At 67.7% G+C, this 25,505-nt stretch carries 18 protein-coding genes and 1 pseudogene; 6 read left to right on the top strand and 13 right to left on the bottom strand.

Features of this window, described 5'->3' with window-relative positions; translation table 11 throughout:
• From THIX_RS07780 to THIX_RS07760, 5 genes are read right to left on the bottom strand one after another with little or no spacing between them, the layout of a single operon-like run.
• Complete coding sequence (locus THIX_RS07780; protein WP_112485776.1) at positions 1 to 3,783, bottom strand: PilC/PilY family type IV pilus protein; 3,783 nt, start codon at positions 3,781 to 3,783, stop codon at positions 1 to 3.
• Positions 3,784 to 3,837: 54 nt separating this feature from the next.
• A complete protein-coding gene (locus THIX_RS07775; RefSeq protein WP_158540827.1) occupies positions 3,838 to 4,389 on the bottom strand; it encodes a PilX N-terminal domain-containing pilus assembly protein in 552 nt (183 codons plus the stop codon).
• Positions 4,390 to 4,409: 20 nt separating this feature from the next.
• Positions 4,410 to 5,222 carry a PilW family protein gene (locus THIX_RS07770; protein ID WP_158540826.1) on the bottom strand — a complete coding sequence of 271 codons (813 nt, stop codon included), beginning with the start codon at positions 5,220 to 5,222 and terminating at the stop codon, positions 4,410 to 4,412.
• Positions 5,219 to 5,785 (bottom strand): type IV pilus modification protein PilV, encoded by a 567-nt coding sequence (pilV, locus tag THIX_RS07765; RefSeq protein ID WP_112485773.1) that lies wholly within the window; start codon positions 5,783 to 5,785, stop codon positions 5,219 to 5,221. Before pilV ends, THIX_RS07770 begins: the two co-directional genes overlap by 4 nt.
• A complete protein-coding gene (locus THIX_RS07760) occupies positions 5,782 to 6,294 on the bottom strand; it encodes a GspH/FimT family pseudopilin (RefSeq protein WP_112488248.1) in 513 nt (170 codons plus the stop codon). The genes pilV and THIX_RS07760 overlap by 4 nt, the downstream gene beginning before the upstream one ends.
• A 193-nt stretch (positions 6,295 to 6,487) precedes the next feature.
• Between THIX_RS07760 and nrdR the strand changes: the two genes are divergently transcribed.
• Together nrdR and ribD are read left to right on the top strand one after the other, a co-directional pair.
• A complete protein-coding gene (gene nrdR / locus THIX_RS07755) occupies positions 6,488 to 6,976 on the top strand; it encodes a transcriptional regulator NrdR (protein ID WP_112485772.1) in 489 nt (162 codons plus the stop codon).
• Between the two features lie 46 nt (positions 6,977 to 7,022).
• Positions 7,023 to 8,162: a bifunctional diaminohydroxyphosphoribosylaminopyrimidine deaminase/5-amino-6-(5-phosphoribosylamino)uracil reductase RibD gene (gene ribD / locus THIX_RS07750; protein WP_233224450.1), complete on the top strand. Its 1,140-nt coding sequence runs from the start codon at positions 7,023 to 7,025 to the stop codon at positions 8,160 to 8,162.
• A 12-nt stretch (positions 8,163 to 8,174) separates the two neighbouring features.
• Here ribD and THIX_RS07745 read toward each other — a convergent pair whose 3' ends face one another.
• The 7 genes and pseudogenes from THIX_RS07745 to THIX_RS07715 form a co-directional block, all read right to left on the bottom strand.
• Positions 8,175 to 9,371, bottom strand: coding sequence for a pyridoxal phosphate-dependent aminotransferase (locus THIX_RS07745; protein WP_112485771.1), 1,197 nt, complete (start codon positions 9,369 to 9,371; stop codon positions 8,175 to 8,177).
• A gap of 253 nt (positions 9,372 to 9,624) precedes the next feature.
• Positions 9,625 to 10,131, bottom strand: a pseudogene (gene nusB, locus THIX_RS24795) (transcription antitermination factor NusB); the annotation flags it as partial.
• Positions 10,077 to 10,544 carry a 6,7-dimethyl-8-ribityllumazine synthase gene (ribH, locus tag THIX_RS07735; protein ID WP_112485769.1) on the bottom strand — a complete coding sequence of 156 codons (468 nt, stop codon included), beginning with the start codon at positions 10,542 to 10,544 and terminating at the stop codon, positions 10,077 to 10,079. The gene ribH and the pseudogene nusB, both read right to left, overlap by 55 nt.
• Positions 10,545 to 10,557: 13 nt before the next feature.
• Positions 10,558 to 11,724, bottom strand: a complete 1,167-nt coding sequence (gene ribBA, locus THIX_RS07730) for a bifunctional 3,4-dihydroxy-2-butanone-4-phosphate synthase/GTP cyclohydrolase II (protein WP_112485768.1) — start codon at positions 11,722 to 11,724, stop codon at positions 10,558 to 10,560.
• 156 nt (positions 11,725 to 11,880) lie between these two features.
• Positions 11,881 to 15,858: a translocation/assembly module TamB domain-containing protein gene (locus THIX_RS07725; RefSeq protein ID WP_112485767.1), complete on the bottom strand. Its 3,978-nt coding sequence runs from the start codon at positions 15,856 to 15,858 to the stop codon at positions 11,881 to 11,883.
• Position 15,859: 1 nt separating this feature from the next.
• On the bottom strand, positions 15,860 to 17,767 hold the full coding sequence (locus THIX_RS07720) for an autotransporter assembly complex family protein (protein ID WP_112485766.1): 1,908 nt from the start codon (positions 17,765 to 17,767) through the stop codon (positions 15,860 to 15,862).
• A 254-nt stretch (positions 17,768 to 18,021) separates the two neighbouring features.
• Positions 18,022 to 18,663 (bottom strand): riboflavin synthase, encoded by a 642-nt coding sequence (locus THIX_RS07715; RefSeq protein ID WP_112485765.1) that lies wholly within the window; start codon positions 18,661 to 18,663, stop codon positions 18,022 to 18,024.
• A gap of 208 nt (positions 18,664 to 18,871) precedes the next feature.
• Here THIX_RS07715 and ybgC point away from each other — a divergent pair, with 208 nt between their 5' ends.
• From ybgC to tolA, 4 genes are all read left to right on the top strand, one after another.
• Positions 18,872 to 19,336 (top strand): tol-pal system-associated acyl-CoA thioesterase, encoded by a 465-nt coding sequence (gene ybgC / locus THIX_RS07710; protein WP_112485764.1) that lies wholly within the window; start codon positions 18,872 to 18,874, stop codon positions 19,334 to 19,336.
• Positions 19,337 to 19,511: 175 nt separating this feature from the next.
• Positions 19,512 to 20,255, top strand: a complete 744-nt coding sequence (gene tolQ, locus THIX_RS07705) for a protein TolQ (RefSeq protein WP_112485763.1) — start codon at positions 19,512 to 19,514, stop codon at positions 20,253 to 20,255.
• Positions 20,256 to 20,738 carry an ExbD/TolR family protein gene (locus THIX_RS07700; RefSeq protein ID WP_112485762.1) on the top strand — a complete coding sequence of 161 codons (483 nt, stop codon included), beginning with the start codon at positions 20,256 to 20,258 and terminating at the stop codon, positions 20,736 to 20,738.
• Between the two features lie 88 nt (positions 20,739 to 20,826).
• Positions 20,827 to 21,813 carry a cell envelope integrity protein TolA gene (gene tolA, locus THIX_RS07695; RefSeq protein ID WP_112485761.1) on the top strand — a complete coding sequence of 329 codons (987 nt, stop codon included), beginning with the start codon at positions 20,827 to 20,829 and terminating at the stop codon, positions 21,811 to 21,813.
• A 131-nt stretch (positions 21,814 to 21,944) separates the two neighbouring features.
• On the opposite strand, the gene dnaE is transcribed toward tolA, so the two are convergent.
• The gene (gene dnaE / locus THIX_RS07690) at positions 21,945 to 25,415 is read right to left on the bottom strand and encodes a DNA polymerase III subunit alpha (RefSeq protein ID WP_112488246.1); all 3,471 of its coding nucleotides are present in this window, start codon (positions 25,413 to 25,415) and stop codon (positions 21,945 to 21,947) included.
• Between the last annotated feature and the right edge of the window lie 90 nt (positions 25,416 to 25,505).

Here is a 25,505-nt window from a genome sequence, read left to right as displayed (position 1 = left end):
TCAGCGCAGTTCAGTCCAGGTCAGGCGCTGGCCAGTGCCGTTGGGCGCCGGATTGACCTGCTGCACATTGGGATTGCCACTGTTGTCCTGGTTGATCATGTAAGGCTTGCCTTGATCGGTGACGAGACTCGGGGAGCCCACTGCGTTCAGGTACATGCCACTGACGATCTGACCGCCGATGGTGACGAAATTTCCAATGCTGTCGGCGAAGAAGGAGTTGGGCAAGGCGCCCCCATTGAGCGGGTTGATCGCCATGGTCCAGCCCCCTGGCGGCGCTGGCGCGTAGCAGCTCAGGCCTTGCGAATTGGGCGAGGGAATGGTGCTGTTGACGATAAAGGTGCCAAAGGCCAGCGTCGGGTTGTAGATGATGCTTTCGCCGGAACTGGGCAAGTCGAGATAGAAGCCCAACTGGTTGTTGTTGTTGGGGCAGGATGACGAATTCTTCCAGCACACGGTGTTGGTGGTGAGGGTCCGGTAGCCCGTTCCCGTGCCGGCAAACGCCTGGCCGCTGGTGTCATAAGCGCCTTGCACCGCTTGTTGCTGCATCACGCTGCGGGCAATGCTTTGGGTGCCGCTCAAGGATGTGTACTGCGCCTGGGACTGCGCATTCCAACCATTCATATCCCAGTCCCAGACGCCGTAGATGCTCTGCACGCCCGTGGGCGAGTTGTTCGGCAACTGGTCGGCGGTTTCGATATTCTTGCCCGTGCCGAACATCACTTCGATGCGCGGCTGCCCCACGCGCGAAGGCACCGAGAGCACTTGCACTTGCGTGGTGATGGGCTGGGCCGTGGACGTCGCGTTCTTGGCGGAAAACAGCGCTTTCGCCGACGTGCCGCCAAACTTCGAGACTGCCCATCCGCCCGAGGCCGTGCAGCCGGTGGTGGTCACGCCCGGGGGATTGCAGCTGCTCACGTCGAATCGCCAGAGGTTGCCGAACAGGTCGCCGGCGTACAAGTAGTCGACGACGTGGTCGCCGTCCAGATCGGCCGAGGTGACGTAGTTGATGCCGTTGGCACGATGCTGGCCGGTCGGGTCCGAACTGGGGCCCGCGCCCGTATCCAGTTCGTAAATGGCCCCTGTCTGGCCGTTCGGGTTGGTGCCCGAGGCGCCGTTCTTCACTGTGGCGATGAAAATGGCTGCGGTTCCCGTGCTGCTGTTGTAGCCGTTGCCGAAAATCACCGCCCAGTCGCCGTTGTGCATGCGGCGGACGATGGGCGTGCCATAGCTGTAGCCCAGGTCGTTCTTGCAGTTGGCATTGTTGGCGCAGGTGAGGTTGCTCAGGTTGAGCTCCTTCACCACCAGGGTCGACGCATTGCTCTGGCTGAAGTTGGCTGGATTCGTGATGTCGAGGGCATACACGCCCTGTCCGCCGCCGCCCAGCCCCCCCACCAGCCAGGTATGCCAGGCCCCGTTGTAATAAAGATCGCCCGTGCCCGGCGTGGCATCGACGAAATAGCGATGCGTGTAACCCGGGGCGGTGAAGTTGAAGTTGCGGTTGATCGGCGTGCCTGAGGGGTTGGTCGCAATCTGGCTGAGCACGGTGCTCGGCATATAGGCGATCAACTCCTTGCCGTTATTCGTCGTGGTGCTGAACGTTCCCGTCGAGGTGTACTTGCCTGCGGCGAAACCATGGACGAAGCCATCGTTGCTGCCAACGTAGACGACGTGCTGCCGGGTCTTGTTATTCGACACAAAGCTGCCGTAGCTATTGCTTGCTGCGTTTTCGGCCGGTGCCAGGCTCGTGTACAGCGCGTCTCCCCAGGATGTCGGGTAGCTCAAGTTCGGCGGCCCGACCCAAACCGGGCTGGAGCCGACGATGTCGCCGAGCACGCTGGTGCGGGTGCGAAATGGGCCGCCCTTGCTTTGCTCCTTGCTGCGGTCGCCACGCAGAAAATTCACCACGTCGGAACCAGTGAGTGACGTTCCGCTCAGCACCGGATCATGGTTCAGGGCCGCCTGCTGCGCACTGTTCAAGCTGCCGTAGGCGAAGGCAACGCCTTGGCTGCCGTTCCAGGTCAACATCGCGCGGCTGGTTGCGCTTTGCGCCCCTGACGAAAGATAGGCCGCGGCAGGAGTTGGGGGCGACAGGCAGGGGAACCCGGTCAGCTCACAAGCTGCGTCCCAGTTCGGTGTCGAGCCGGCGGCGAGCTTGCCATTGACATCGGCCCCAAGCGGGTAGGCGAACAACTGCCCCCACCAGTTCGCCGGGTGGTACTGGCCGAGGTAGATCTGGGTGGAGGCTTGAACCACCGCTCCCTTGACCGCGTTCACCCCAATGGAGTTGAGGGTCTGCGGAACCTGGGCCAGGTTCAGACTGGCCGTGGCCGGATTCGTGTTGATGGTTGACGCCAGGCTCGTGCTGTCGTTACTCGGATAGGCATCGGTGAACTCCGTCGTGCTGATCGTGGCCACGTTGCTGAGCGCACCGGTGGTGCCCGCCGGAACCTGCCCCTGAATGGTGAAGGTGGCATTGCCCACGAGGGCGAGCTTGATGCCGCTGACACTGAAGCTGCTGCCGGCGATCGTGCCCGCGCTTGCCGCTGCCGGGCAACTGGAGCCCGCGCTCGCCGTGCAAGACCAGGTCACGTTGGCCAGGGCGCTGGGGAGGACGTTCGTGAGGGTGGCGTTGTTGGCCGGGGTGGAGCCGATGTTCGCGGCGGTGACGACATAGGTGACCGTGCTGCCTGCGGCGACCGTGCTGGGGCCGGACTGGGTCACGCTCAAATCCGGCAGGCCCTCGGTGAAATACACATCTCGGACTTCGTGGTAATTGGTCGCCCCGCCGGTGGAGCCGGCAAAGCCGAACTTCACGGTTGGCGGCAATGGGGTCCAGTTCGATGGAATCGTGAAGTCCGGCGCCTTGTTACCGGCGGCGGGGGGCGTATTGCCTGCTGGATAGGGCGCACGCATCATCTGTGTGAAGGCGCCATTCGGTGTGGTCGCCCAATACAGCGTGACGGTGTAGCCGTTTTGCGGATTCGCCGGATCCGTCGGAGAAATATTCAGCCGGACGCGACGGTAGAACAGCGCATCGGTCGGCCGCACGCTGGTGGACGGTGTGTAGAACGTCGAAAAAGGCCCGACCGAGGCCGGCACGTTTTTCTGGTTGACGTCGGCCAACCATTTGTAGCCATTGCTGCCATTGCCCGGACCGCGGATCCCCAGCGCAGTGTAATAACCTGAGCTGTGGCCCTGAGGCTCACCGCCATTCTGGCAACGGTCGTAGCCATTCTCGAAATTGCCATAGTCGTCGATGCCGACGCCGATCACGGCGTTGCTCAGGCCTCCCGGAGTATTGCCATAGCCGGCGCAATAGCCGAGCGCACCGCCGAAGTCGCCCTGCACGAATTTCGTGGTCGCGCCATCGAACAAATACATGCTGATGCCGTCGGCGCCGGTACCGCCCCAAGCGGTGTAGGTGAACTCCACCTGAATGCCCAGACTGCTGACGTTGATGGGCAGGTTGTAATAGGCCGAACCCTTCTGGTTGTTCGTATTGTCGGTCAGCCGCAGCCAACCCTGGCCTGCCGCGTCGACGCCCGTTGCCGCCGTCAGCGAGGAGTTCTTCCCGGTATAGGCCACCCCAGGGCTTGCAGCGCTGGCGTAGGTCCAGCCGCTGGCGCCGGCATCGCGAAAGCATTGCGAAACCGGCTGGAAACTGGCCGATGTGGCGGGCTTTTCTTCGTCAGCTTGCGAGGCGCAGGCGAACAAGACCGAGCTCGCCGCAAACAGCACCCGGTACACAGTGCTGCGGTAACGAATTGGATTGAATCGAGCCATGGTGCTTGCCCCTGGGAATGGTGTTTGATGTGCCGGGTCGATGCGTTGTCCGCCTCAAGGTCCGGTGAGGTCTTTGATCGACGTGAAGGCGTACGTGCTCTGCACCACGGCAACGGCATTGGCGTTGCCGCCATACCCCAGCGCCGTGATGAGATAGACGGTGGCGTTCTTGGTGGCGTCGGGCCCGAGGTACTGGATGTGGAACTTGGGGCTGGCGTAGTAGGTGCCAGCGCCTCCCGAGGTGGACACCGTGGCTGATGGCAAGGCGTAGGTGGTGGCCTTCGTCCAGTTGGATAAGACTGCTGGGCTGCTGAGCTGGTTGGTGCACACGCGCGCCGTATCGACGGGCGAAGGCGCGCCGGAGCATGCGGCCCCGGTGCCGGCGTTGTTCTGGTTCAGCCACCACTCGGCATAGCTCAAGGCACTGTTGGCGGCTTCGAGGGCACGTGTTTTTTCGCGCAAGTTGCCGGCCATGCGCTCTTGCATGCCGAAGCTGCGAAACATGGCCACCGCAATCACGGTGAGCACCACCAGAATGAGCAGACTGGCGATGAGCACGAAGCCCGAATGCCGTGGACGATGGGACTTGCAGGCCAGTGCCTGCATGGCGATTGGCGACGGCCTTGTCATAGTTGCCCCAGGATGTCGATGACCCGCGTGAAGTTCACGGTTGCCGGCTGCCCCGGCTGTCCGGCGAGCGGGTTGCTGAAGGTCAAGGCGACCTTGACGCTCTTGACGCTCGACCAGTTGCTCACGCTGGCCGCCGAGAGGTATTGATTGACCGAACCGCCGCCATTGGTGTCCACCCCGTACTGCAAGGTCATGGCGGTCACGCCGTCCGAGTGCAGCGTGCCGGCCAGATTGCTGCCGACGAGAGCCTGGGTCTGGCCGCCAGTCCCGCTGGTTGCGGTGCTGACGGTGCAACGCAACGTGCCCCCGCTGAAGGAGTACGTGTTCAGGTAGGTGACGTTGGCCGTGGCCGTGGACGGATTCGTGTCGCCCAGACAGCTCATGGTGCCGTCGCCAGGGGCTGCCACCATACGCACGACGATGGCGTCCTGGCCATTGAGGGTGCCGCCGAAAACCGACTGGCCAGCCGCAAAAATTGCCGGCAAGGGGGCGGAAGCCGCGTTCTGCACCGGCAGCGCCGTCCCCGTGTTGGGGATCGGCGTTGGCGGCTGGGGGGTCGGGTAATAGCCCGCGCCATGGATGACCTCGCTCATCAGGGTCATGGCCAGACGCTCGTTGTCCTGCAAACCGGCAATGCCCTGCTGCGCGCTGAAGGTCTGGCGGGTGGTGTAGAAAATGGTGAACAAACCGCCGAGCAGAAACAGGGCAATCGCCATGGCGACGAGGACCTCGACCAGCCCCAAGCCGCGCTGCCTGAAATGCCCCGCCGGCTTCAGCGTGCGCTGAGGAATGCAACGGCGTGTTGTCATGGCTGCACCAGCAGGGTGTAGGTTTGTGTGGCCGAGGAACTCGGCGCCCCATTCAGCGCCACCGTCTTTTCGGACCAGGACACGCTCACCTGGCAGCTCACCGGATTGCCGGCTGCGCATTGCACCCGCCCGGTGCCGTTGGGCAATTGCTGCGCGATGGACAGGCCCCAGCTCTGCAAGTCGTAGGCGGCCATTTGCAGCGGTGCCGAGCACACGCTCGTTTCGCAGTCCGTCCCCTGGCTGCTCACGGAACCGCTCAATGTGGTTGACGACCACGAGGTTCCGGACAGCGAGCCCGTGACCGTGACGTCCACCGAAGACGCCGACTCCCAATAGCCCCGGTTGGCGCGCATCATCGAACCCATGCTGGCGGCCTGGATGGCGGCAAGACTGCGCTGGCGCGCCGTGCTGGTGTTGCTGAGGGCAAGAGCCTGCATGCCGGCGATGCCGAGCAGCCCGATGGCGATCACGAGCAGCGCGATCAGAACCTCGATCAAGCTGAACCCCGACTGGAACTTGTGAGTGCTCCAGGGGTGGCCCTGCGTTTTCTTGCGTGGCTTCATGGGCAGCCCGATCCTGAAAGTAATTGCACATAGCCAACCGTCGAAATCCTGACGCACTGGAGGCGATCGGCAGACCCTGCCGCGTCGTCAAGCTTGATGCTGCCGGCATTGCTGCTGAAACCGTTGCGATTGAAGGTCACGGCCAGAAGACTTGACGATGCCAGGGTGTCGGCGGAGCCGAGAGCGGGCTGAACCCGCAAAATCGGCTCTCCCGTATCGACTGTCCTATTGCCGTTGGCATCCGAAAAAATCAGCCACCCATTCGCCCAGTTCGTGGAGTTGCTGCATGCCGTGCCATTGATCGAAGCGCAAACCGTGACCGGCTGCCCCTGTTTCACCGCCTCGCCGCGGGCGTATTGCAGGTCGCCGATCAAGGCGTTCATTTCCGACGCCATGCGGTTGGTGGTGGTGATGCCCTGGTAGGACGGCAGGCCCACGATCAGCAGGATGGCCACCAGGGTCACCGTCACCAGAAGCTCGACCAGGGTCATGCCGGATGCAGTTTTCATGGGGGCAAGCCTAGCCAGTCTTCGTTTCCTTCAGTAACTTTTCGGGACGAACGGTATCAATTGGCCGATGAACGGTCAGTTGCGGCGAGGGTTTGCGACACTGGGTGCGTGGCTGCGCCGGTGCCTGCCTGGCGTTTGGCGCTTGACCCGGCGGCGGGGAATAATGCCGGTTGCGCCTCTTTGCGAACCCGCCATGAAATGTCCTTTCTGCCAGCATCCCGACACCCAGGTGGTGGAGACCCGTGAGGTGGAAGACGGCACGGCGCTGCGGCGCCGGCGGCGCTGCGCGGGTTGCGACAAGCGCTTCACCACCTATGAGCGCGCCGAGGTGAGTTTTCCCGCGGTGGTGAAAAAAGACGGCCGGCGGGTGGACTATTCGCGCGACAAGCTCCTCGCCTCGCTGACCCTGGCGCTGCGCAAGCGCCCGGTGGGGGCGGACGCGGTGGACGCCGCCATCGGCCGCATCGAGGAAAGCCTGCTGCAGACCGGCGCTCGCGAGCTGGATTCGGCCCAGATCGGCGAGTGGGTGATGGACGAGCTCAAGCGCCTGGACGACGTGGCGTATGTGCGCTTCGCCTCGGTCTACCGCAGCTTCAAGGATCCGGCGCAGTTCGTGCAGATCCTGGAAGAAATGGCGCGCAGCGGCAAGCCGATCCGCGCACCCCGCGCCAGGAAAACCTGACCCTCCCCAACCTGTCAGGCGCTGCCTGATCGACCAAGCACCGCGCATGACGATCCCCTCCACCCCCACCCATGCGGACTCCGCCGATGCAGCCTTCATGCGCCGCGCGCTGGAGCTGGCCGAAGGCGCGCTCTACCGCACCAGCCCCAATCCGCGCGTGGGCTGCGTCATCGTGCAGGGAGGGCGCGTCGTGGCCGAAGGCGCCACCGAGCCGGCCGGGCAGCGGCATGCGGAAATCGTCGCGCTCGACGCCGCAAGGGCGCAGGGCGTGGACGTGCGCGGCGCCAGCGTCTACGTCACGCTTGAGCCCTGCGCCCACTTCGGCCGCACCCCGCCCTGCGCCAACGCGCTGGTGGCGGCCGGCGTGGCCCGGGTGGTGGCCGCCGCGCGCGACCCCAACCCGCGGGTGGACGGCGGCGGCCTGGCGCGCCTGGCGGCCGCCGGCATCCGCACCGAGTGTGGCCTGCTGGAAAACGCGGCGCGTGAACTCAACCTCGGTTTTTTCTCGCGCTTCGAGCGCGGCCGGCCCTGGGTGCGGCTGAAAGCGGCGGCCTCGCTGGATGGCATCACCGCCCTGCCCAACGGCCAAAGCCAGTGGATCACCGGGCCCGCGGCGCGTGCCGACGGCCACCACTGGCGCGCACGCGCCTGCGCCGTGCTCACCGGCATGGGCACCGTGCGCGACGACGACCCGCAACTCACGGTGCGCCATGTGGCCACACAGCGCCAGCCGGTGCGCGTGGTGGTGGACAGCCGCCTGGAGTTGCCACCCACGGCCCGCCTGCTGCGGACCGAGCCGCACAAGGTTTGGGTGGCGCACGCGCTGCCGCCGGAGCAGGCCGAGCCGCGTGCACGCGTGCTGCGCGAGCTGGGCGTGCAACTCATCGCCCTGCCGGTGGACGCCGCCAAACCGGGCAAGACCGACCTGGACGCACTGCTGCGCGAACTGGCGGTGCGCGAAATTGGCGAACTGCATGTGGAAGCCGGCGCGCGGCTCAACGCCTCGCTGCTGAACGCCGGGCTGGTGGACGAGTTGCTGCTCTACCTCGCACCCAGGCTGCTGGGCCAGGGCGCGGGCATCGCGCCCTTCGGGCCGCTGCAGGCGGTGGCCGATGGCATCAAGCTGCAGCGCCTGCAGATCGAGCCGGTTGGCGAGGACTGGCGGGTGCGTGCGCGCTTGGGGTGAACGAGAACCGGCTCAGCCTGTGGCGCTGCGCCTGTTGCCACGGGCCAGGTAAGCGCCCAGCCGACCGGCTGCTTCGCGCAAGTTCTCCACGCTGTTGGCGTAGCTCAGGCGGAACCAGCGTTCGGGCTGCACGGTGGCGAAGTCCTTGCCCGGCACCAGCACCACGCCGGTCTCGCGCATCACGTCGAAGCAGAAGTCCCAGCTGTCGGCAGCGTGGCGCGAGCAATCGGCCCAGACATAGAAGGCGCCGTCGGGCAGCACCGGCACGTCCAGGCCGATGGCTTGCAGCGCAGGGACGATGACGTCGCGCCGGCGCTGGAATTCGGCGCGGCGGCGCTCGGCCTCGGCCAGGGTGGCTGGCGCGAAGCAGGCCAGCGCGGCATGTTGTGCCGGGGTGCTGGGGCAGATGTAGAGGTTGCCGGCCAGGCGGGTCAGCGGTTCCACGAGTTCCTGCGGCACCACCATCCAGCCGAGGCGCCAGCCGGTCATCTGGAAATACTTCGAGAAGCTGTTGATGCTGATGATCGATGCATCCAGCGCCAGCGCGGTGCGGCCGTAGGCGGGGTCGAAACCGAGTTCGAGATAGATCTCGTCCACCAGCAAAAAGCCGCCATGCTTGCGCACCACGGCGGCGATGCGCGCCAACTCATCCGGTGCAATCGACGTGCCGGTGGGGTTGGACGGCGAGGCCAGCAGCACGCCGCGCGTCGCCGGGCCCCAGGCGGCGTCGATCTGCGCGGCGGTGGGCTGGAAGCGCGTGGCCGCCGTGGTGGGCAGCAGGCGTGCGCTGCCGCCGGCCGCCGCCACGAAGTTCTTGTTGCACGGGTAGGTGGGGTCGGGCATCAGCACTTCGCTGCCCGGCTCGACCAGCAGCAGGCAGGCCAGGGTGAGCGCGCCGGAGGCGCCAGCGGTGATGAAGATGCGCTCGGGCGACACCGCCACGCCATGCTTGCCGGCGTAATGCTGGGCGATGGCTTCGCGCAGCGCCGGCAGGCCCGGGGCCAGGGTGTAGCCGCTGCGGCCCTCGCGCAACGCGACGATGCCGGCGTCCACCACCGGTTGCGGCGCGGTGAAGTCGGGTTCGCCGACGCTGAGGTGAATCATGCTGCGGCCCTGGTGCCTCCATTGCGCCTGCTGCTCCCAGGCGGCGCGCACCACATCCATCACATAAAACGGCTCGACCTGTTGAAGGCGGCTGGCGAGTTGCATGGCTTCAGGACTCCTCGGGTTTGCGCCTCGCGGCCGGTTTGCGCTGGGCCCAGACGTCGTCGGGTTTGGAAGCGGGCCGGGTTGCGGCTGCGGCGTCCTGCCCGGCGACAGCGCTGCGCGATGCCGCAGGACGACGCGGTGCACGCTCCGGCTCGCGGCGAGCGGACTCTCTGGGCTTGAAGCTCACCGGCACCTTGGCCGCAGGGTTGGCCGGCATGCCGCCCTCGTGCTCCTGGTAGGGCTGCGGCGTCAGCCGGTCGCCGGTTTCATCCGGGCGCAGGATGATGGCCAGACGGTCGAGCACGCCGTTGACGTACTTGAAGCCGTCGGTGCCGCCATAGACCTTGGCCAGATCCACCGCCTCGTTGATGATGACCTTGTACGGCACCTCCAGCATGAAGCGGAGTTCGTACGTGCCCAGCAGCAGCAGCGCATGCTCCACCGGCGACAGCTCGCGCGTGGGGCGGTCCAGATAGGGCTGGATGACGGCGTCGAGGCTGCCGGCCTCGCGCATGCAGCCATGCAGCACGGCCTGGAAATGCTCGGTGTCAAGCTTGATGGTGGGGTAGCGCTCGCGCAGAAAAGCCTCGATGGCGCCAGCCTCGCTGCCCGACACCAGCCACTCGAACACGCCCTGCAGGGCCAGTTCGCGCGACTTGCGCCGCGCACTCTTGGGATTGGCTGAATTCATGGTGTGGCTGGGCCTCAGGCGCCGACCTGCACCAGCAGATTGGCCATTTCCACCGCCACGCGAGCGCATTCGCCGCCCTTGTCGATGCGCACGATGGCCTGCGCTTCGGTGTCGACCGTGATGATGCCGTTGGCCACCGGCAGGCCGAAGTCCAGCGCCACCTGCTGCACGCCCACGGCGCTGGTGTTGCACACCAGCTCGAAGTGGTAGGTGTCGCCGCGAATGACGCAACCCAGGGCGATGAGCGCATCGAAACTGCCGCCCGCGGCCATGGCGGCCAGCGCCTGCGGCACTTCCAGCGCGCCGGGAACGGTGATGTGGCGAACGGCATCCGGCTCGACGCCGAGCCCGTGCAATTCAGCCAGACAGGCCTCGGCCATGCGGTCGGTGAGCTGCACGTTGAAGCGCGCCTGGACGATGCCGATGCGCAGATCGGTGCCATCGAGCAGGGCGGGGTTGTCGCGATGTTGGGCGTGTCGCATGAAAGGGCTGAGGTTAAGGATCGGATCGGCGTGCGGGAGCTTGCGGCTGCACGACAGAGATGGCCGTGGCGCCTGGCGTGGCGGGCGGGGGTTCGAAGCCTTCCACCTCCAGGCCGTAGCCGGTCATGCTCGGCATCTTGCGCGGCGCGGCCAGCAGGCGCATGCGGCGCACGCCGAGGTCGCGCAGGATTTGCGCGCCAATGCCATAGGTGCGCAAGGCGGCGGCCGCGCCGCGTGGCGGCACCGGCTGGTGCAAGGCGGCGAAATGCTGCAGCAGCCCGGAAGCGCTTTCGCCGGCGTTGAGCAGCACGGCCACCCCGGCCTCGGCCTGGGTGATGCGCGCCAGCGCCTGCGGCAAATTCCACGAATGGGTGGTGGCCTGGGCGTCGAGCAGGTCGAGCGCCGACAGCGGCTCGTGCACCCGCACCAGCACCGGCTCGCGCGCCTGGGCGGGCTCGCCATGCACCAGCGCGAGGTGCACGCCGCTGCCGGTGCGGTCGCGGTAAAGCAGGACTTGAAACGTGCCGAACGCGGTCTGCATCGGGCGCGCATCCACGCGCTCGATCAGGCTCTCGGTGCGGCTGCGGTATTCGATCAGGTCGGCAATCGCGCCAATCTTCAGGCCGTGATGCGCGGCGAAGCGTTCCAGGTCGGGCAGGCGGGCCATGGTGCCGTCGTCGTTCATGATCTCGCAGATCACGGCGGCTGGCTCCAAGCCAGCGAGGGCGGCGAGGTCGCAGCCGGCCTCGGTATGGCCGGCGCGCATCAACACGCCACCGTCCCGCGCCATCAGCGGAAACACATGGCCGGGCTGCACGATGTCGGCGGGCTTGGCATGCGGCGCCACGGCCACGCGCGTGGTGAGCGCGCGATCGGCAGCGGAAATACCGGTGCTCACGCCCTCCGCCGCTTCGATCGACACGGTGAACGCGGTGCCGTGGGAGGAGCCGTTGCGCTGCACCATGGGCTTGAGGCCGATCTGCTCGCAGCGCGCGCGCGTGAGGGTGAGGCAGATGAGCCCGCGGGCGTGCATCGCCATGAAATTGATGGCCTCGGGCGAGACATGCTGGGCGGCGAGCACCAGATCGCCCTCGTTCTCGCGGTCTTCCTCGTCGACGAGGATGACCATGCGGCCAGCCTGCATCTCGGCGACGATTTCGGGGATGGGGGATAAAGGCATGCGAAGGCTGCGCCCGGGAGGCGCGCTGGACTCAAAACGGCATTGTAGGAGGCCGGCTACAGCGATGTAGCCACGGAACACACGAGAAAACAGCGGTGCCGCCGCGAGGGCGATGGTTCTCCCCCGACCGCATGCTGCCGACGGCGGCAAACCGACTCAATCGAAACGGAAGGTGTAGAACAAGTCGACCGCGCTGTCGGCGCCGGACTGCAGGCGCAGGTAGAAGCGGTGGGTGAAGTCGTAGCGGATGTTGAACAGGCTGCCGGTGGCGCCCAGGCCGCGCTCCACACTGACCGAGAGCTTGGAGGTGATGCGTTTGCCCAGGGTGACGATGCTGTTTTGCAACCCGCCCTGACCGCTGAGCGAGAGCTGGTCCAGCCCCAGCGCACTGGCGATGCGGCTGGTGACGGGCGCGCCCTGCCCGGAGGCCAGCAGCGCTCCGGCAGCGGTTTGCAGCAGCGCCAGATTGTTGGGGCTGGCGCTGGCGAGGTCTTGCCCGAGCACCAGCCAGGACAGGATTTCGCTGTCGGGCATGACTGGCGTGGAGGTGAGCGTGACGATGGGCGCGCGCAGGGTGCCTGTCACTTGCACCCCCACCTGCACCGGCAGGCCGTCGCGCTGGGCGCTGAAGTTCAGCCCGGGGCTGTCGATCGGGCCGGAGAAATTCACCGCCCCGCCTCTCACCAGGGCGAGAGTCTGGCCGTAGGCGCTGTAAGTGCCTTCGCGCACTTCAATGCTGCCGAACGCGGCCAGCGGCCGGCCGGGCGCGGCGCGCAGGGTGAGCTGGCCGCCGAGCTTGGCGTTCAGGCCGTAGCCGGTGACATGCACTTCGCGCCCCAGATCAACCTCGACCACGGCCGCGATGTCGTAGCCGGCCGTGGGCGACGACGTGGGCGCAAGCGCCGGCCGGCCCACGACGACCACGTCGCTCGCCAGCTTGGGCGCACTGCCGCGCGGCAGCTCGAAGTCGGCGCTGTCCACGCTCAGTTTGCTGTTCAGCTGCACGCTATGGCCTTGCAGCGTGAGCGTGCCGCCGCCGCTGACCACCGCCTGGCGGTCGGGGCGGTTGAGCACCCGCAACTGCTGCGCGCTGAACTGCAGGCTGGCCTGCGGCTTGGCGTTGGCGAAGCTGGCGCTGCCGCTGGCCGTGAGCTTGCCCTGCCCGCCCTGCACGCTGAAGCTGGTGAGCTGCAGGGTGTCGCCGCTGAAGCTGGCGTCGAGCACACCGCCTTGCAAGTTGAGGCCTTCGTCGGGCAGGGCCACGGCCAGGGCGCGGCCGGTGAACGCGCCACGCAGTTCGGGCTTGGCCACGCTGCCGGCGGCTTTCATGTCCAGCAGCAGCGTGCCGCCCAGCTTGGCGGTGGGGCCGAGCAATGGCGCGGCCCAGGCGATGCTCGGCAAGTCGGCATGCAGGCTGCCGGCCAGCGGCGCTTCCCCGGCCACGCCCCAGGCCTGGCCGTGTTTGCTCACCTCGGTTTGCACCTCGGCGTGCAGGCTGCCGAGCAGGCTGCCGGCGGCGTCGAACCGGGCGGACACGGCATCGTCCTTCGCTTGCAGTTGCAGCCGCAGTTGCGACAAGCCCAGGCTCAAGCGCGGGTCGGTGGGCAGGTTCACATCGCCCGCGCTGCGCGCAACGACGACATGGCCCGACAGGGTGTTGGCGGCATGCAGCGACCAGTCGGCGTCGAACCGCAGGGTGGACTGCACGCCGCGCTGATGGACGCCGAACAAGGTCAGCCAGTAGGCCGGGTCCAGGCCCTGCGCGCTGCCCGTGGTGTCGAGTTGCCCGGCGTTCCACGCCGCGCTGGCGAGGTCGAGCGAGCCGCCGGCGCTGCGCAACCTGGCGTGCTGCAGCTCCACATGGTCTTTCGCCAGCAGCAATTGCGCCGGGGCCAGCAAGTCCACGGCGTAGCGCCCGCGGTTGCTGAACTGCTCGATGCTCCCCTTCCAACCCTGCGCGGCGGTGTAGCCGCCGGCCAGCGCGGCGCTCAAGTCGAGGTCGGCATTGCGCAGGCGCAGCGCGATGCGCTGCGCGTCCAGCCGGCCCGTCGCATCCACCTCGGCCTGCTGCAGCGTGAACGTGCCGGCGGTGATGCCGCTGCCCTTGAGGTGCAGCTTGAGCAGGCCCTGCGCTCCGGCTTGCAATTGGCCGCTGGCGTCCAGCGCCTGCACCCGCACCTTGCCGGGGGCGGCCAGTTGGCTGGCGCGCAAGGTGAACTGGCCCGACGGCGCCGCGGGCGTGCCGGCCAGGGTGCCGCTGCCCTGCGCCCGGCCGGCGAAAGCGGGGTCGATCTCGGCCAGCGCGGGCGCGGCCAGGGTCCAGTGCAGCAGGTCGCCGGCGCGGCCGAAATCGCCCCGCGCCTTGAGCGTGTTGCTGCCGAGCTTGAGGTCGGCCTCGAGGCCGCGCACCCCCGCCGGCGACACCTGGCCGCGCGCCGATCCGGAGAACACATGGCCGCGCCAGCGGCTGGGCTGCACCTGCAAATCCACCTGCGCGCTGCGTGCGGCGGCGTCGCCCCGGGCTTGCAGCTTGAGGTTGAGGTCGGCTGCGGGGTAGGCGCCGGGTGTGGCACCAAAGCGGCTGGGATCGAAGTGGTCGAGCACGGCATGCGCGGCGAAGCGTTGCGGCGCGCGCAAGTCCAGCGAGCCGCTGGCGTCCAGCTGCCCGCCCTGGGCCTGCAGATGGGCGCGGGCGATGTCGATGCGCTCGCCACGCCGGCTGGCGCGCAGCTCGGCCAGCCAGCCGGGCTGCGCCAGCCGCGCCTGCAAATCCTGCTGCTGCAGGCTGCCGCGCAGTTGCAGCGGGCCGCTCAGGCGCGTGGCCAGCAAGGAGGAGTCGAGGGCGCGCAAGTCGAGCTGGCTGGCCTGCAGGTCGAGGCGGAAGTGGCCCGGGGCCGCAGCATCGGCAGCGTGGCCATCAGCCCGAGCGACGGCGGTGCCGGCCGTGGGCTGCGTGCCTGGCCGGCTTGCGGGCTGGACGACAGGCGCTGCAGCCACGCCAGGCGCCGGCGTTGCCATGTCGTAGCTGGCGCTGCCGGCCAGGGTGCCGCCACCGGACAGGCGGGCCAAAAGCTGCTGGACCCGCACCCGCCCCGGCTGCAAGTCCAGCACCGCTTGCAGGCCGAGCAGTGGCAGACGCTTGGTGTTGATCGCGCCGGGGCGGGCGTTGCTCAGCTTCAAGCTGCCACGCACGCGCTGCGCGCTGGAAGGCTGCAGGTCGAGCTGCAGGTCGAGCAGGGCCGTGGGCAGCTTGGGGTCGATGCGCGCCGGGTCCACATGTTTGGCGTCGATCGTCGCGCTGCGCAGCGGCAGCGCGGCAAACGGCGCCAGCTCGGCGTTGAAACTGGCGCGGGTTTGCAAGGCGCTGGCTGTGCCCCGCAGGCGCAAGGCCTGCAGGCTGCCGGTGGATTGCACGTCGAGCTGCATCTGCGCTGGGACCCTTGCGCCCTGCAGGCGCAGCGTCGCCTGCAGGGCGCCCTGCACGGCGAACGGCCGCGCCGCGCCCAGCGTCAACTGCGTCCGGCCCTGGCCCCAGGGCGTGGTGGCTTCGGCATGAAGCCGCACCTGCCCTGCCCCGGTCTGCAGGCTGGCGTCGAGTCCGCCCAGGGTTTTGCGTGCGCCGGACGGGCCCAGGCGCAGGGTGCCGATGTGCAGCCGCGCCACGCGCAGGTCCAGTGGCAGCGCCAGGCTTTGCGGCAGCGTGGGCGGCCCGCTGCTCGGGCTGGGCGGCAGGGTCAAGTCGAGCGCGCTGACCGACAAGAGCCGCACGTCCACCAGCCCGGGCTGGTGCAACAGGGCGCGCGGGTTCCAGCGCAGGCGCAGATCGCGCGCATCCACATCCACCTTGGGGCTTTGCAGTTGCAGCCGGTCGATGCGCAAATCGCCCCAGACATCGCCCCGCACACCCTGCAGTTCCAGGTGGACGGCGCCGAACTGCAAGGGTTGGCTGCTGAGCCAGCGCAGGCCCGGACCGCTGCCCAGCCAGGCGAGCGCCGCCAGCGGCAGCGCGATGAGCAGCAGCAAAGCCGCAAGGCCGCGCCAGGCCCAAGACCATGGCCGGCGCCAGGCGCTGCGCCGACGTGGCGCGGGTGCCTCGGGCGCAGCGGAAGGGCTTGGATCCGGCGTCAGGGCCATCTCAGAAATTCACCCCGGCGTTGAACTGCAGGCGGTAGGACTGGGTGGCCTGGCCATAGGCCAGGTCGACGCTGATGATGCCGGCCGGGCTGCGCCAGCGTGCGCCGATGCCGTAACCGGCCACGGTCTTCAAGGCGCCGAAGCTGTTGGCAGCGTCGCCCCGGTCGTAGAACACCGAGGCGCCCCATTGCGGCGTGAGCCAATGCACCGCCTCGGCGCTGGCGGTGAGCAGGGCGCGGCCGCCGACGATGGCATCGCCCTCGGTCACGCCCAGGCTCTGGTAGGCGTAGCCGCGCACCGAGCCGATGCCGCCGGCGCGAAACAGCTCCTGCTGTGGAATGCCGTTGGCCGAAGGGCTGAGCACGCTGCCCACCTCGCCGCGCAGGATGAGCTGGTTGCGCGTGCCCAGCGGGATGTACTGCACCCCGCGCAGCACCAGGCGAATGAAGTTCTGGTCCGACAGGACAGCTTTGCTGCCAGCGCCGATCTGGGCGTTGACCAGGCTGCCGCTGCTGGGGTCGATCGGGTTGTCCAGGCGCCGCCGCGTCCAGGAATAGTTGGGCATGAGCGCCTGGGCGGTGGTGCTGCCGTAGCCGGCCACGTCCTGCCGCTCGGTGATGTACTGCAGCGACAGCACGGTGTCGATCGGCCCGTCCAGGCGCTGGCGCTGGCCGCCGAGAATCAGGCTGCGCGTGGTCAGGCCCTGGATGTTGGCGTGCTGCACATCGGCGCTCAGGCTGTAGCGCGAGCCGTTTGCCACCTGCGGGAAAGCCAGGCCCGCGCTCAAGGACTGCAGCAGGGTTTCCAGCTTCAGTGCACTGGTGAAACGCCAGGCGCGACCGAGGATGTTGAGGTTCTCGTAATCCACCTGGGTACGCGCCCCGGTGTTGCTGCTGTAACCCACGCCCAGCCCCAGTTTTTGCGGCCTGTATTCCACCACCTGCACCTGCACCGGCAGCGTGGTGCCCTGCGCCTCGGCCAGCGGCGCGGCCACCGTGGCCGTGCGGAAATAGCCGCTGCCCTGCAGCAGCTGCTGGTATTCCAGCAGCTTGGCCTGCGCATAAGGCTGGCCGGGCTGGAAGGGCGCCAGGCGCTGCACGATGGTCTCGGGGTAGCGCTTCAGGCCTTCAACCTGCACCGGGCCGAAGCTGTAGCCCGGCCCGGTGTCGAGCACCAGACTGAGCGCCGCGCCGTGCCGCCTCGGGTCCACCCGCGCCTGGCTTTGCGCGATGCGCGCCGCCGGGTAGCGCTGCGTCAGCAGGGTCAGCAGGGCATTGCTCTTGGCGGTTTCCCAGGCGGCGCTGCGAAACACCTGACCGTCGGCCAGCGACCAGTCGTGGCGCAGTTTGGCTGCCAGCGGCGCATCGGGCTGGCCGTCGGGGCCGTTCACCTGCAAATCCAGGCTGCTCACGCGTGTCGGCTCGCCGGCTTGGACCTGCACCTCCACCAGCGGCGGCCGCGCTGCCGCGTTCAATGCGGCCTTGACCTGTGGCGCGAAATAACCCTCGGCAGCAAGCAAGGCATCGGCCTGCTGCGGAATTTTGTCGACCAGACCGCGCAACTGGGTGGGCGTGATGCCGGGGAAAAAGCGCCAGCGCTCGATCTCCAGGTATTGCGCCAACATGCCGCGCAAGGCCTCGGGCGCGTCGATGCGGACGTCATAACTGGCCTGCATGCCGGGCTGCGATGCCGCAGCGGCGGACGGCCCTGCCGATGCACCCTCTGCGCCCGATGCCGCAGCCTGGGGCGCGGATGCGGCAAGGACCCCCGGCGCCGCCGATGCCCATGCGCCCGGCGCGGGCGCCGCCAGCGCCCAGAAGGCGCCAAACAGCAGTCCGGCCCACAGGCGCCGCCGCGCAGCAGCCCAAAGGCGGCGGATGGACGGGACGGCGGCGTACTGACGGGGCATGCAGTGAGTCTTGCGCCGCGCACGGGCGCAGCGTCTGGGCAGCGTTGGAAAAGGGTTGATTATGGCTGCGCCGCCAATTCGGCTGGGCGCAGTCGGTCAATCGGGAAAACCCGTCGCCCGCCGTCTATCGCGGCTGCATGGATTCGCGCCCAAGGCGCCATGCTCCATGGCTGCTGCGACGCGGCAAGATCCAAGTATGGACGATGATGGCACCGCAGCCCGGATCTCGGGGGGCCGAAAGCCCCAGAACCGCTTCAGGTCCTAGCTGCCAAATCCGCCCGCAAGCCCGGCAGCATGCGTTCCACATAGCGCGCGATCAGATCCACCTCCAGGTTCACCGCGCTGCCAGGCTTGAGGCTGTGCAGATTGGTGTGCCGCAGGGTGTGGGGGATGAGGTTGATGTGCACGCTGGACGAGGCGTCGTTGGCGTCGGTCACGCGGTTCACCGTCAGGCTCACGCCGTTCACGGTGATCGAGCCCTTGTCGGCAAAAAAACGCGCAAGCTCACTGGGCACGCGCAGCGCCAGATGCCAGGATTCGCCCACCGGCTCGAAGCGCTCCACCTGACCGATGCCGTCCACATGGCCGGTGACCAGGTGCCCGCCGAGCTTGGTGGCCAGGGTCAGCGACTGCTCCAGGTTCACCTCGGTCCCCGCCGCGTCGAGCCCGGTGGTCCGCGCCAGGCTCTCGGCCGAGATGTCGAAGGCAAAGTGCACTGCGCCCAGCTCCACGGCGGTCATGCAGGCGCCGCTCACGCAGATGCTGTCGCCCAGGCCCACGCCCTGCAGCCACGCTGCCGGCGCCCGCACCGTGACGCGCAAACCGCTGCCCTCGCCGGCTTGCAGCGGCACCACTTCGGAAATACGGCCAAGAGCCGTGACGAGACCTGTGAACATGGTGGAATGAACGCAATGAAAGGGTTGAAAGGATCGGAGATGTGGTTTTGGCGCTGCCGGCAAGGCTGGCCTGCGGCCCCGCCGAGCATAGCCGGCATCGGCCGCGCTGGTGCAAAGCCGCCCACGTTCAGCGCTGGTCAGATCGACGCGGGCGCAGCAATAGCGTGAACAGGCCCTCGGTGCGCCAGAAAATCAATAGACTCCCCGCATGAGCGCAACCCCATTCACCGCCCCTGCCACCGCGCCCGCCTTCATCTGGCCGGTGCGGACCTATTGGGAAGACACCGACGCCGGCGGCGTGGTGTATTACGCCAACTACCTCAAGTTCTGCGAGCGCGCGCGCACCGAATGGCTGCGCTCCCTGGGCCTGGATCAGCAACGCCTGGCCGAACGCGACGCGCTGCTGTTCGTCGTCAGCAGTGCGCAGGTGCGCTACCTCGCGCCGGCGCGGCTGGACGATCAACTCACCGTCAGCGTGACCGTGGTCGAGGTGGGCGGCGCCAGTCTGGAGTTGTTGCAGGAGGTGCGCCGCTGCGCGCCCGCGTCCGGCGCGTCGGACGCCGCGGCCGCCACCCTGCTGGCCAGCGTGCAAGTGCGCGTGGCCTGCGTGCAAGCCGGCAGCTTCAAGCCAAGGCGCCTGCCGGCCGCGGTGCTGCAAGCCATCATGGGATAGTCCCCAGGGCACCGCCAGCGCGGGCGCTACACAAAACGTCACGCGGGCACGGCTTGCAGCGGTGCAAAATAGCGGGCTTCAGGAGTCTGCCCGCACTCCCCGGGGAACCCGGCGCCGTCTGCGGGCTCTGCATCCATAGCGCCGCTCTTCCCGCCACTTCCAGCCTGGACTTTGCATGGACCAAAACTTTTCCATCATCTCACTCGTACTGGGTGCCAGCGCCGTCGTCCAGTTCGTCCTGGCGCTGCTCATGGCGGTGTCGCTCGCGAGTTGGACCGTCATCTTCCGCAAATACTTCGCCATCAAAAGCGCCCGCCTGAAGACCGACGATTTCGAGCAGGAGTTCTGGTCCGGCACCAGCTTGAACGACCTGTACCAGGCGGCCATCAACAGCGCGCGCCAGGGCAGCCCGCTGCAGCGCATCTTCGCCTCCGGCATGCGCGAATTCCTCAAGCTGCGCGAGCGCCGGCTCGACTCCACCACCCTGGTGGACGGCTCGCGCCGCGCCATGCGCGCCGCCTTTCAGCGCGAGATGGACGTGATCGAGTCCAACCTGTCCTTCCTCGCTTCGGTGGCGTCGGTGTCGCCCTACGTGGGCCTGTTCGGCACGGTCTGGGGCATCATGCACGCCTTCGTCGGCCTGTCCAACCTGCAGCAGGTGACGCTGGCCACGGTCGCCCCCGGCATCGCCGAGGCGCTGGTGGCCACGGCCATAGGCCTGTTCGCCGCCATTCCGGCCGTCATCGCCTACAACTTTTTCGCCCGCGACATCGATCGCCTGGCCATTCGCTTCGAGTCCTTCACCGAAGAGTTCTCCAACATCCTGCAGCGCCAGGTGGCACCGCACCCGCAAAGCGCGCCGGCGCAGGACGCCGGGCCCATGACCCGGCCCATGTCGGCTGCAACGGGAGCGCGCTGAATGGCCTCGATACAGCGCGGCAGCGGGCACCGGCGACGCGCGCTGGCCGAAATCAACGTCGTGCCGTATATCGACGTGATGCTGGTGCTGCTCATCATTTTCATGGTCACCGCCCCCCTCATCACCCCAAGCGCCGTGAAGCTGCCCAGCGTGGGCCAGGCCACGCGCGCGCCCGACACCGTGGTGGAAGTGGACATCAAGGCCGACAAGATTCTGAGCGTGCGCCTGCGCGACCCCAAGGCCAAACCCGGAACCACGGGCCTGAATCCGCAACCCACGAGCATGGCCGATTTGCAAAAGGCGGTGGCGCAACTCGCCCAGCAAAGCGGCTCCACCCTGGCCGCAATGCCGGTGCTGATCGCCGCCGACAAGGACGTGAAATACGACGACGTCATCAAGGTGCTCAACCGCCTGAAGGAAGGCGGCGTGCAGCGCGTCGGCCTGGCGGTGCAGGCGACTGGGCAAGCCGCACGTCAACCGTGAAGCCCAACGCGCCGTTTGTCCTGCATGCTGCAATCTCCACGCTTCTGCGCCGGCGCATGGGCCTGAACAGGCCTTGGCGCCTTCTGACATGAACACCTACAACCCCCCGGCCGACAAGCTGCGCCCACCGCCCGAAAAGGGCATTGGCCGCGCGTTGCTGTTCGCCGCCCTGATCCACCTGCTGCTCATCATCGTCATCGCGCTGGGCGTGCACTGGAAAAGCCACACCCCTGAAGCCATCGAGGCCGAGCTGTGGGCGCCCACGGCGCATCTGGCCGCGCCACGGCCACCCAAGGTCGAGCCCCAAGCGGTGCGGCCCGCACCCAAACCACAGCCTCAGCCGCAGCAGCAGCCAGCCCCACCACCGCTGGCCAAGGTGCAACCCACGCCTGACAACGCCGAGATCGCGCTGGAAAAAGCCCGCAAGCGCAAGCAGGAAGAAGAGAAGCGCCAAGCCGCCCTGCTCGCCCAGCAACAGGCCCAGCAACGCCTGGCGGACAAGCTGGCGGCGGAAAAACTGGCGCTGCAACAGCAGCGTCTGGCACAGGAAAAAGCCGCTGAGCAACGCAAACTCGCCGAGCAGAAGAAACAGCAGGAACTCAAGGCGCAGCAATTGGCGCAACAACAGGCCGAGAAAAAGGCGGAGCAACTGCGCAAGGCCGAGCAACAACGCGAACAACACCTCGCCAAACTGCAGCAACAGGCGCGCTCGGACTACATGAAAAACCTCATGTCCCAGGCCGGCACCGGCCCTGCGACCAGCACGGCTACGGCCGCCGCGAGCTCGGGCCCGTCTGGCGCCTACGCGGCGCGTCTGGCCACACTGGTGCGGCAGAACGTGATCTATCCGCAGATCGACCAGATTCAGGGCGACCCGAAAGTGATCATCACCGTCACGCTCGACCCGAACTCGGGCGAAGTCCTGGGCACGAAAATCGAACGCTCCAGCGGCGTGCCGAGCTGGGATCAGGCCGTGCTGCGCGCCGTCCAGCGCGTCGGCCGCTTCCCGGCGGACGGCGGTGGCCGGTGGTACACGCCGATGGAAATCAAGGCCGGGCCGCGCGACGCGGGTTGAACGCCATCCCATCTCGTCTTACCGACTTGCTGCCGGGCAAGGCGAGAACGGCAAAAGATCAGGCCCGGCTGGGTTGGACTCGTCTCGGCCCGGAAGCGACAGCGATTCACGCAGCCTGTGCCGCAGGCACCTCAATGCTGCATGCGCTGGGCCGTGGCTGAGTCGCTGCCGTCGTACACCACCTGCACCCGTCCATCCAGCGCCAGTGTGGCCAGTTCCGCGAGCACGTCGTCGCCGGGGCGCAGGCGCACGCGGTCGAGGCGCAGCAGGGCGGCGGCGCCGCTGCGTTCGACTTCGATGTCCAGCGGCAGGCCGTCTTCCTTGGCGGCAGCCCGGGTGCGGGCCAGCGCGATGAGCGGGGCGGCGTCGGCCAAGCCGTTGACGCGCAGGCGAATGCGCCGGCCCAGGCGCGCGCGGGTCTGCTCCAGGGTCCACACGGCGTCGACGTTGAAGCGCAGGCCGCCGCTGAAGCGGTCGGTCTGGGCGCGGCCTTGCAGCACCAGCAGTTCGTCGTCGCGCAGCAGAGCGCGCACGGTGTCGAGCAGGCGCTCGTTGACCACGGTTTCGAGCATGCCGGAGCGGTCTTCCAGAGTGACGATGGCCACCCGCCCGCGCTGGCCTTGCACCACGCGCACGGCGGCGACGATGCCGGCGACGATTTGCGGCTCGCGCGCATCGGCCAGCTCCGCCAGCGGGCGCGGGGCGAAGCGGCGCACCTCGTCGGCATGAGCGTCGAACAGATGGCCGCTGAGCACGAAGCCGATGGCGAGTTTTTCCTCGGACAGGCGTTTGCGCAAATCCCATGGCGGCTGCGGCTCGGGCGCGGGGGCGCTGGCGTCGTCGAACAGGCTGTCGAACAGTCCGCCTTGGGCCGCATGCTCGGCACATTGGGCGGCATGCTCCAGCGCCATGCCCACCGCCGCCATGAGGGTGGCGCGATTGGGGTCGATGGCGTCGAAGGCGCCAGCACGGATCAGGGCTTCGAGCACGCGGCGGTTGATGCGGGTGCGGTCCACGCGCGCGGCGAAATCCATCAGCGACGTGAAGGGTTTGTCGCCACGCGCCTCGACGATGCCTTCGATGGCCGCACGCCCGGTGCCCTTGATGGCGCCGAGCGCGTAGCGAATGGTGTGCGCGTCCACCGGGTCGAAGCGCCAGCCGCCGAGATTGATGTCGGGCGGCAGGAGCTTGAGGCCCAGATTGCGGGCGTCGTCCACCAGCACCTTGAGTTTGTCGGTGTCGTCCAGCGCGATGCTCATGTTGGCGGCCATGAATTCGGCCGGGTAATGCGCCTTCAGCCACGCCGTCTGTACCGCGAGCAAGGCGTAAGCGGCGGCGTGCGACTTGTTGAAACCGTAGCCGGCGAACTTCTCCATCAAGTCGAAGATTTCGTTGGCCTTGTCCGCGGCGATGCCGTTCTTCGCCGCGCCATCGGCGAAGATGCCGCGGTGCTTGGCCATCTCCTCGGGCTTCTTTTTACCCATGGCACGGCGCAGCAGGTCGGCGCCGCCGAGCGAGTAGCCGCCGATGACCTGCGCCACCTGCATCACCTGCTCCTGGTAGACCATGATGCCGTAGGTCTCCTGCAGCACCGAGGCCATGCGCGGGTCGGGGTAGACGATGGGCTCGCTCCCGTCCTTGCGGCGGCAGAAGCTGGGGATCAGGTCCATCGGCCCCGGGCGGTACAGCGCAACCAGGGCGATGATGTCCTCGAAGCGGTCGGGTTTGGCCTCGCGCAACATGCCCTGCATGCCGCGCGATTCCAGCTGGAACACCGCCACGGTGTCGCCGCGCGCCATCAGCCTGTAGCTGGCGGGGTCGTCCAGCGGAATGTCCTCCAGCTTGAAGTCGGCGCGCTCCGGGTGGTCGCGGCGAATGTGCTGGGCGGCAAGCTCCAGGATGGTGAGCGTGGCCAGGCCGAGGAAGTCGAACTTCACCAGGCCGATGGCCTCGACATCGTCCTTGTCGAACTGCGACACCGCATCGGTGCTGCCGGGCTGGGCGTAGAGCGGGCAGAAGTCGGTGAGCTTGCCGGGGGCGATGAGCACGCCGCCGGCGTGCATGCCCACGTTGCGCGGCAGGCCTTCGAGCTGCTGCGCCAGGGTCAGCAGGTGGCGCACTTCGTCCTCCTGTTCCATGCGCTCCTTGAGCTGCGGCTCGACCTCGATGGCCTGGGCGATGGTGATGTGCTGCCCCGGCTTGTTGGGAATGAGTTTGGCCAGCGCGTCGCAGAAGTTGTAGCCCAGCTCCTGCACCCGGCCCACGTCGCGCAGCGCGGCGCGCGCCGCCAGGGTGCCGAAGGTGGCGATTTGCGACACCGCACCTGCGCCGAATTTGTGCTTCACGTAGTCGATCACGCGGTCGCGGTTTTCCTGGCAGAAGTCGATGTCGAAGTCGGGCATCGACACCCGCTCCGGGTTGAGGAAACGCTCGAAGAGAAGGTTGTAGGCGAGCGGGTCGAGGTCGGTGATGCGCAGGCTGTAGGCCACCAGCGAGCCCGCCCCGGAACCCCGCCCCGGCCCCACCGGACAGCCGTTGTCCTTGGCCCAGTTGATGAAGTCGGCCACGATGAGGAAATAGCCCTCGAAGCCCATCTTGGCGATGGTGCCGAGCTCGAACTCCAGCCGCTCCACGTAACGCGCTCGCTGCGCCTCGCGCTTGGCGGCATCGGGGTAGAGCTGCTGCAGGCGCCGCTCCATCCCCTCGAAGGACTGCGTCCGGAAATAGGCCGCCATGGGCATGCCGTCCGGCGTGGGGAAATCGGGCAGTTGCGGCTTGCCCAGCGTGAGGGTGAGGTTGCAGCGCTTGGCAATTTCCACCGCGTTCGCCAGCGACGATGGGATGTCGGCGAACAGCGCCTGCATCTCGGCCTGGGTCTTGAAATATTGGTCGGCGGTGAAATGCCGCTGCCGCCGCGGATTGCCCAGGGTTTCGCCCTCGGCGATGCACACCCGCGCTTCATGCGCCTCGAAGTCGGTGGCCTGCAGAAATTGCACCGGATGCGTCGCCACCACCGGCAGGCCGAGGTCGGCGGCAAGCCGCACCGCGGCAGCCACATGGCGCGCGCACTCCGCATGGCCGCTGCGTTGCAGCTCCAGATAGAAACGGCCGGGAAAGACGCTGGCATGGCGCTGGGCGAGTAAGCGCGCACGCGCCCCGTCGCCCGCCAGCAGCGCCTGGCCGATGGCGCCCTGGCGTGCGCCGCACAAGGCGATGAGCCCGGCGCTCAAACCCTCGTGCTCCAGCCACGCCCACTGAACCTCCGCCTGGCCGTTGCGGTGGCCCTCGAGCCAGGCGCGGCTGAGCAGGGTGCAAAGGTTGAGATAGCCCTGCCGATTCGTGGCCAGGAGCAGCAAACCGGTGTTGGGCGCCTGGGGCGCTGGCTCGCTCGGAGCCACGCGAACATCGCAACCGATGATCGGCTTGACGCCTGCGCTGCGGGCCTCGGAATAAAAGCGCACGGCCGCGAACAGGTTGTTCAGATCGGTGATGGCCAGCGCCCCCTGGCCGTCAGCACGGGCCGCGGCAACGGCCGCATCGACCCGCAAACTGCCGTCGACGATGGAGAACTCGGTATGGGTGCGCAGGTGGACGTAGGACATGGCTGCATTCATTGTAGGAAGGCGGGGGCTCGCAGCCGCGCTTGACAAATGCCGAAAAGCTGAAATTGTGAGTGAACACTCTCATCCAGT

Origin of the sequence: Thiomonas sp. X19 (assembly GCF_900089495.1) — a bacterium.
Lineage (GTDB): Bacteria > Pseudomonadota > Gammaproteobacteria > Burkholderiales > Burkholderiaceae_C > Thiomonas_A.
This window is presented reverse-complemented; position numbering and strand designations above follow the sequence as displayed.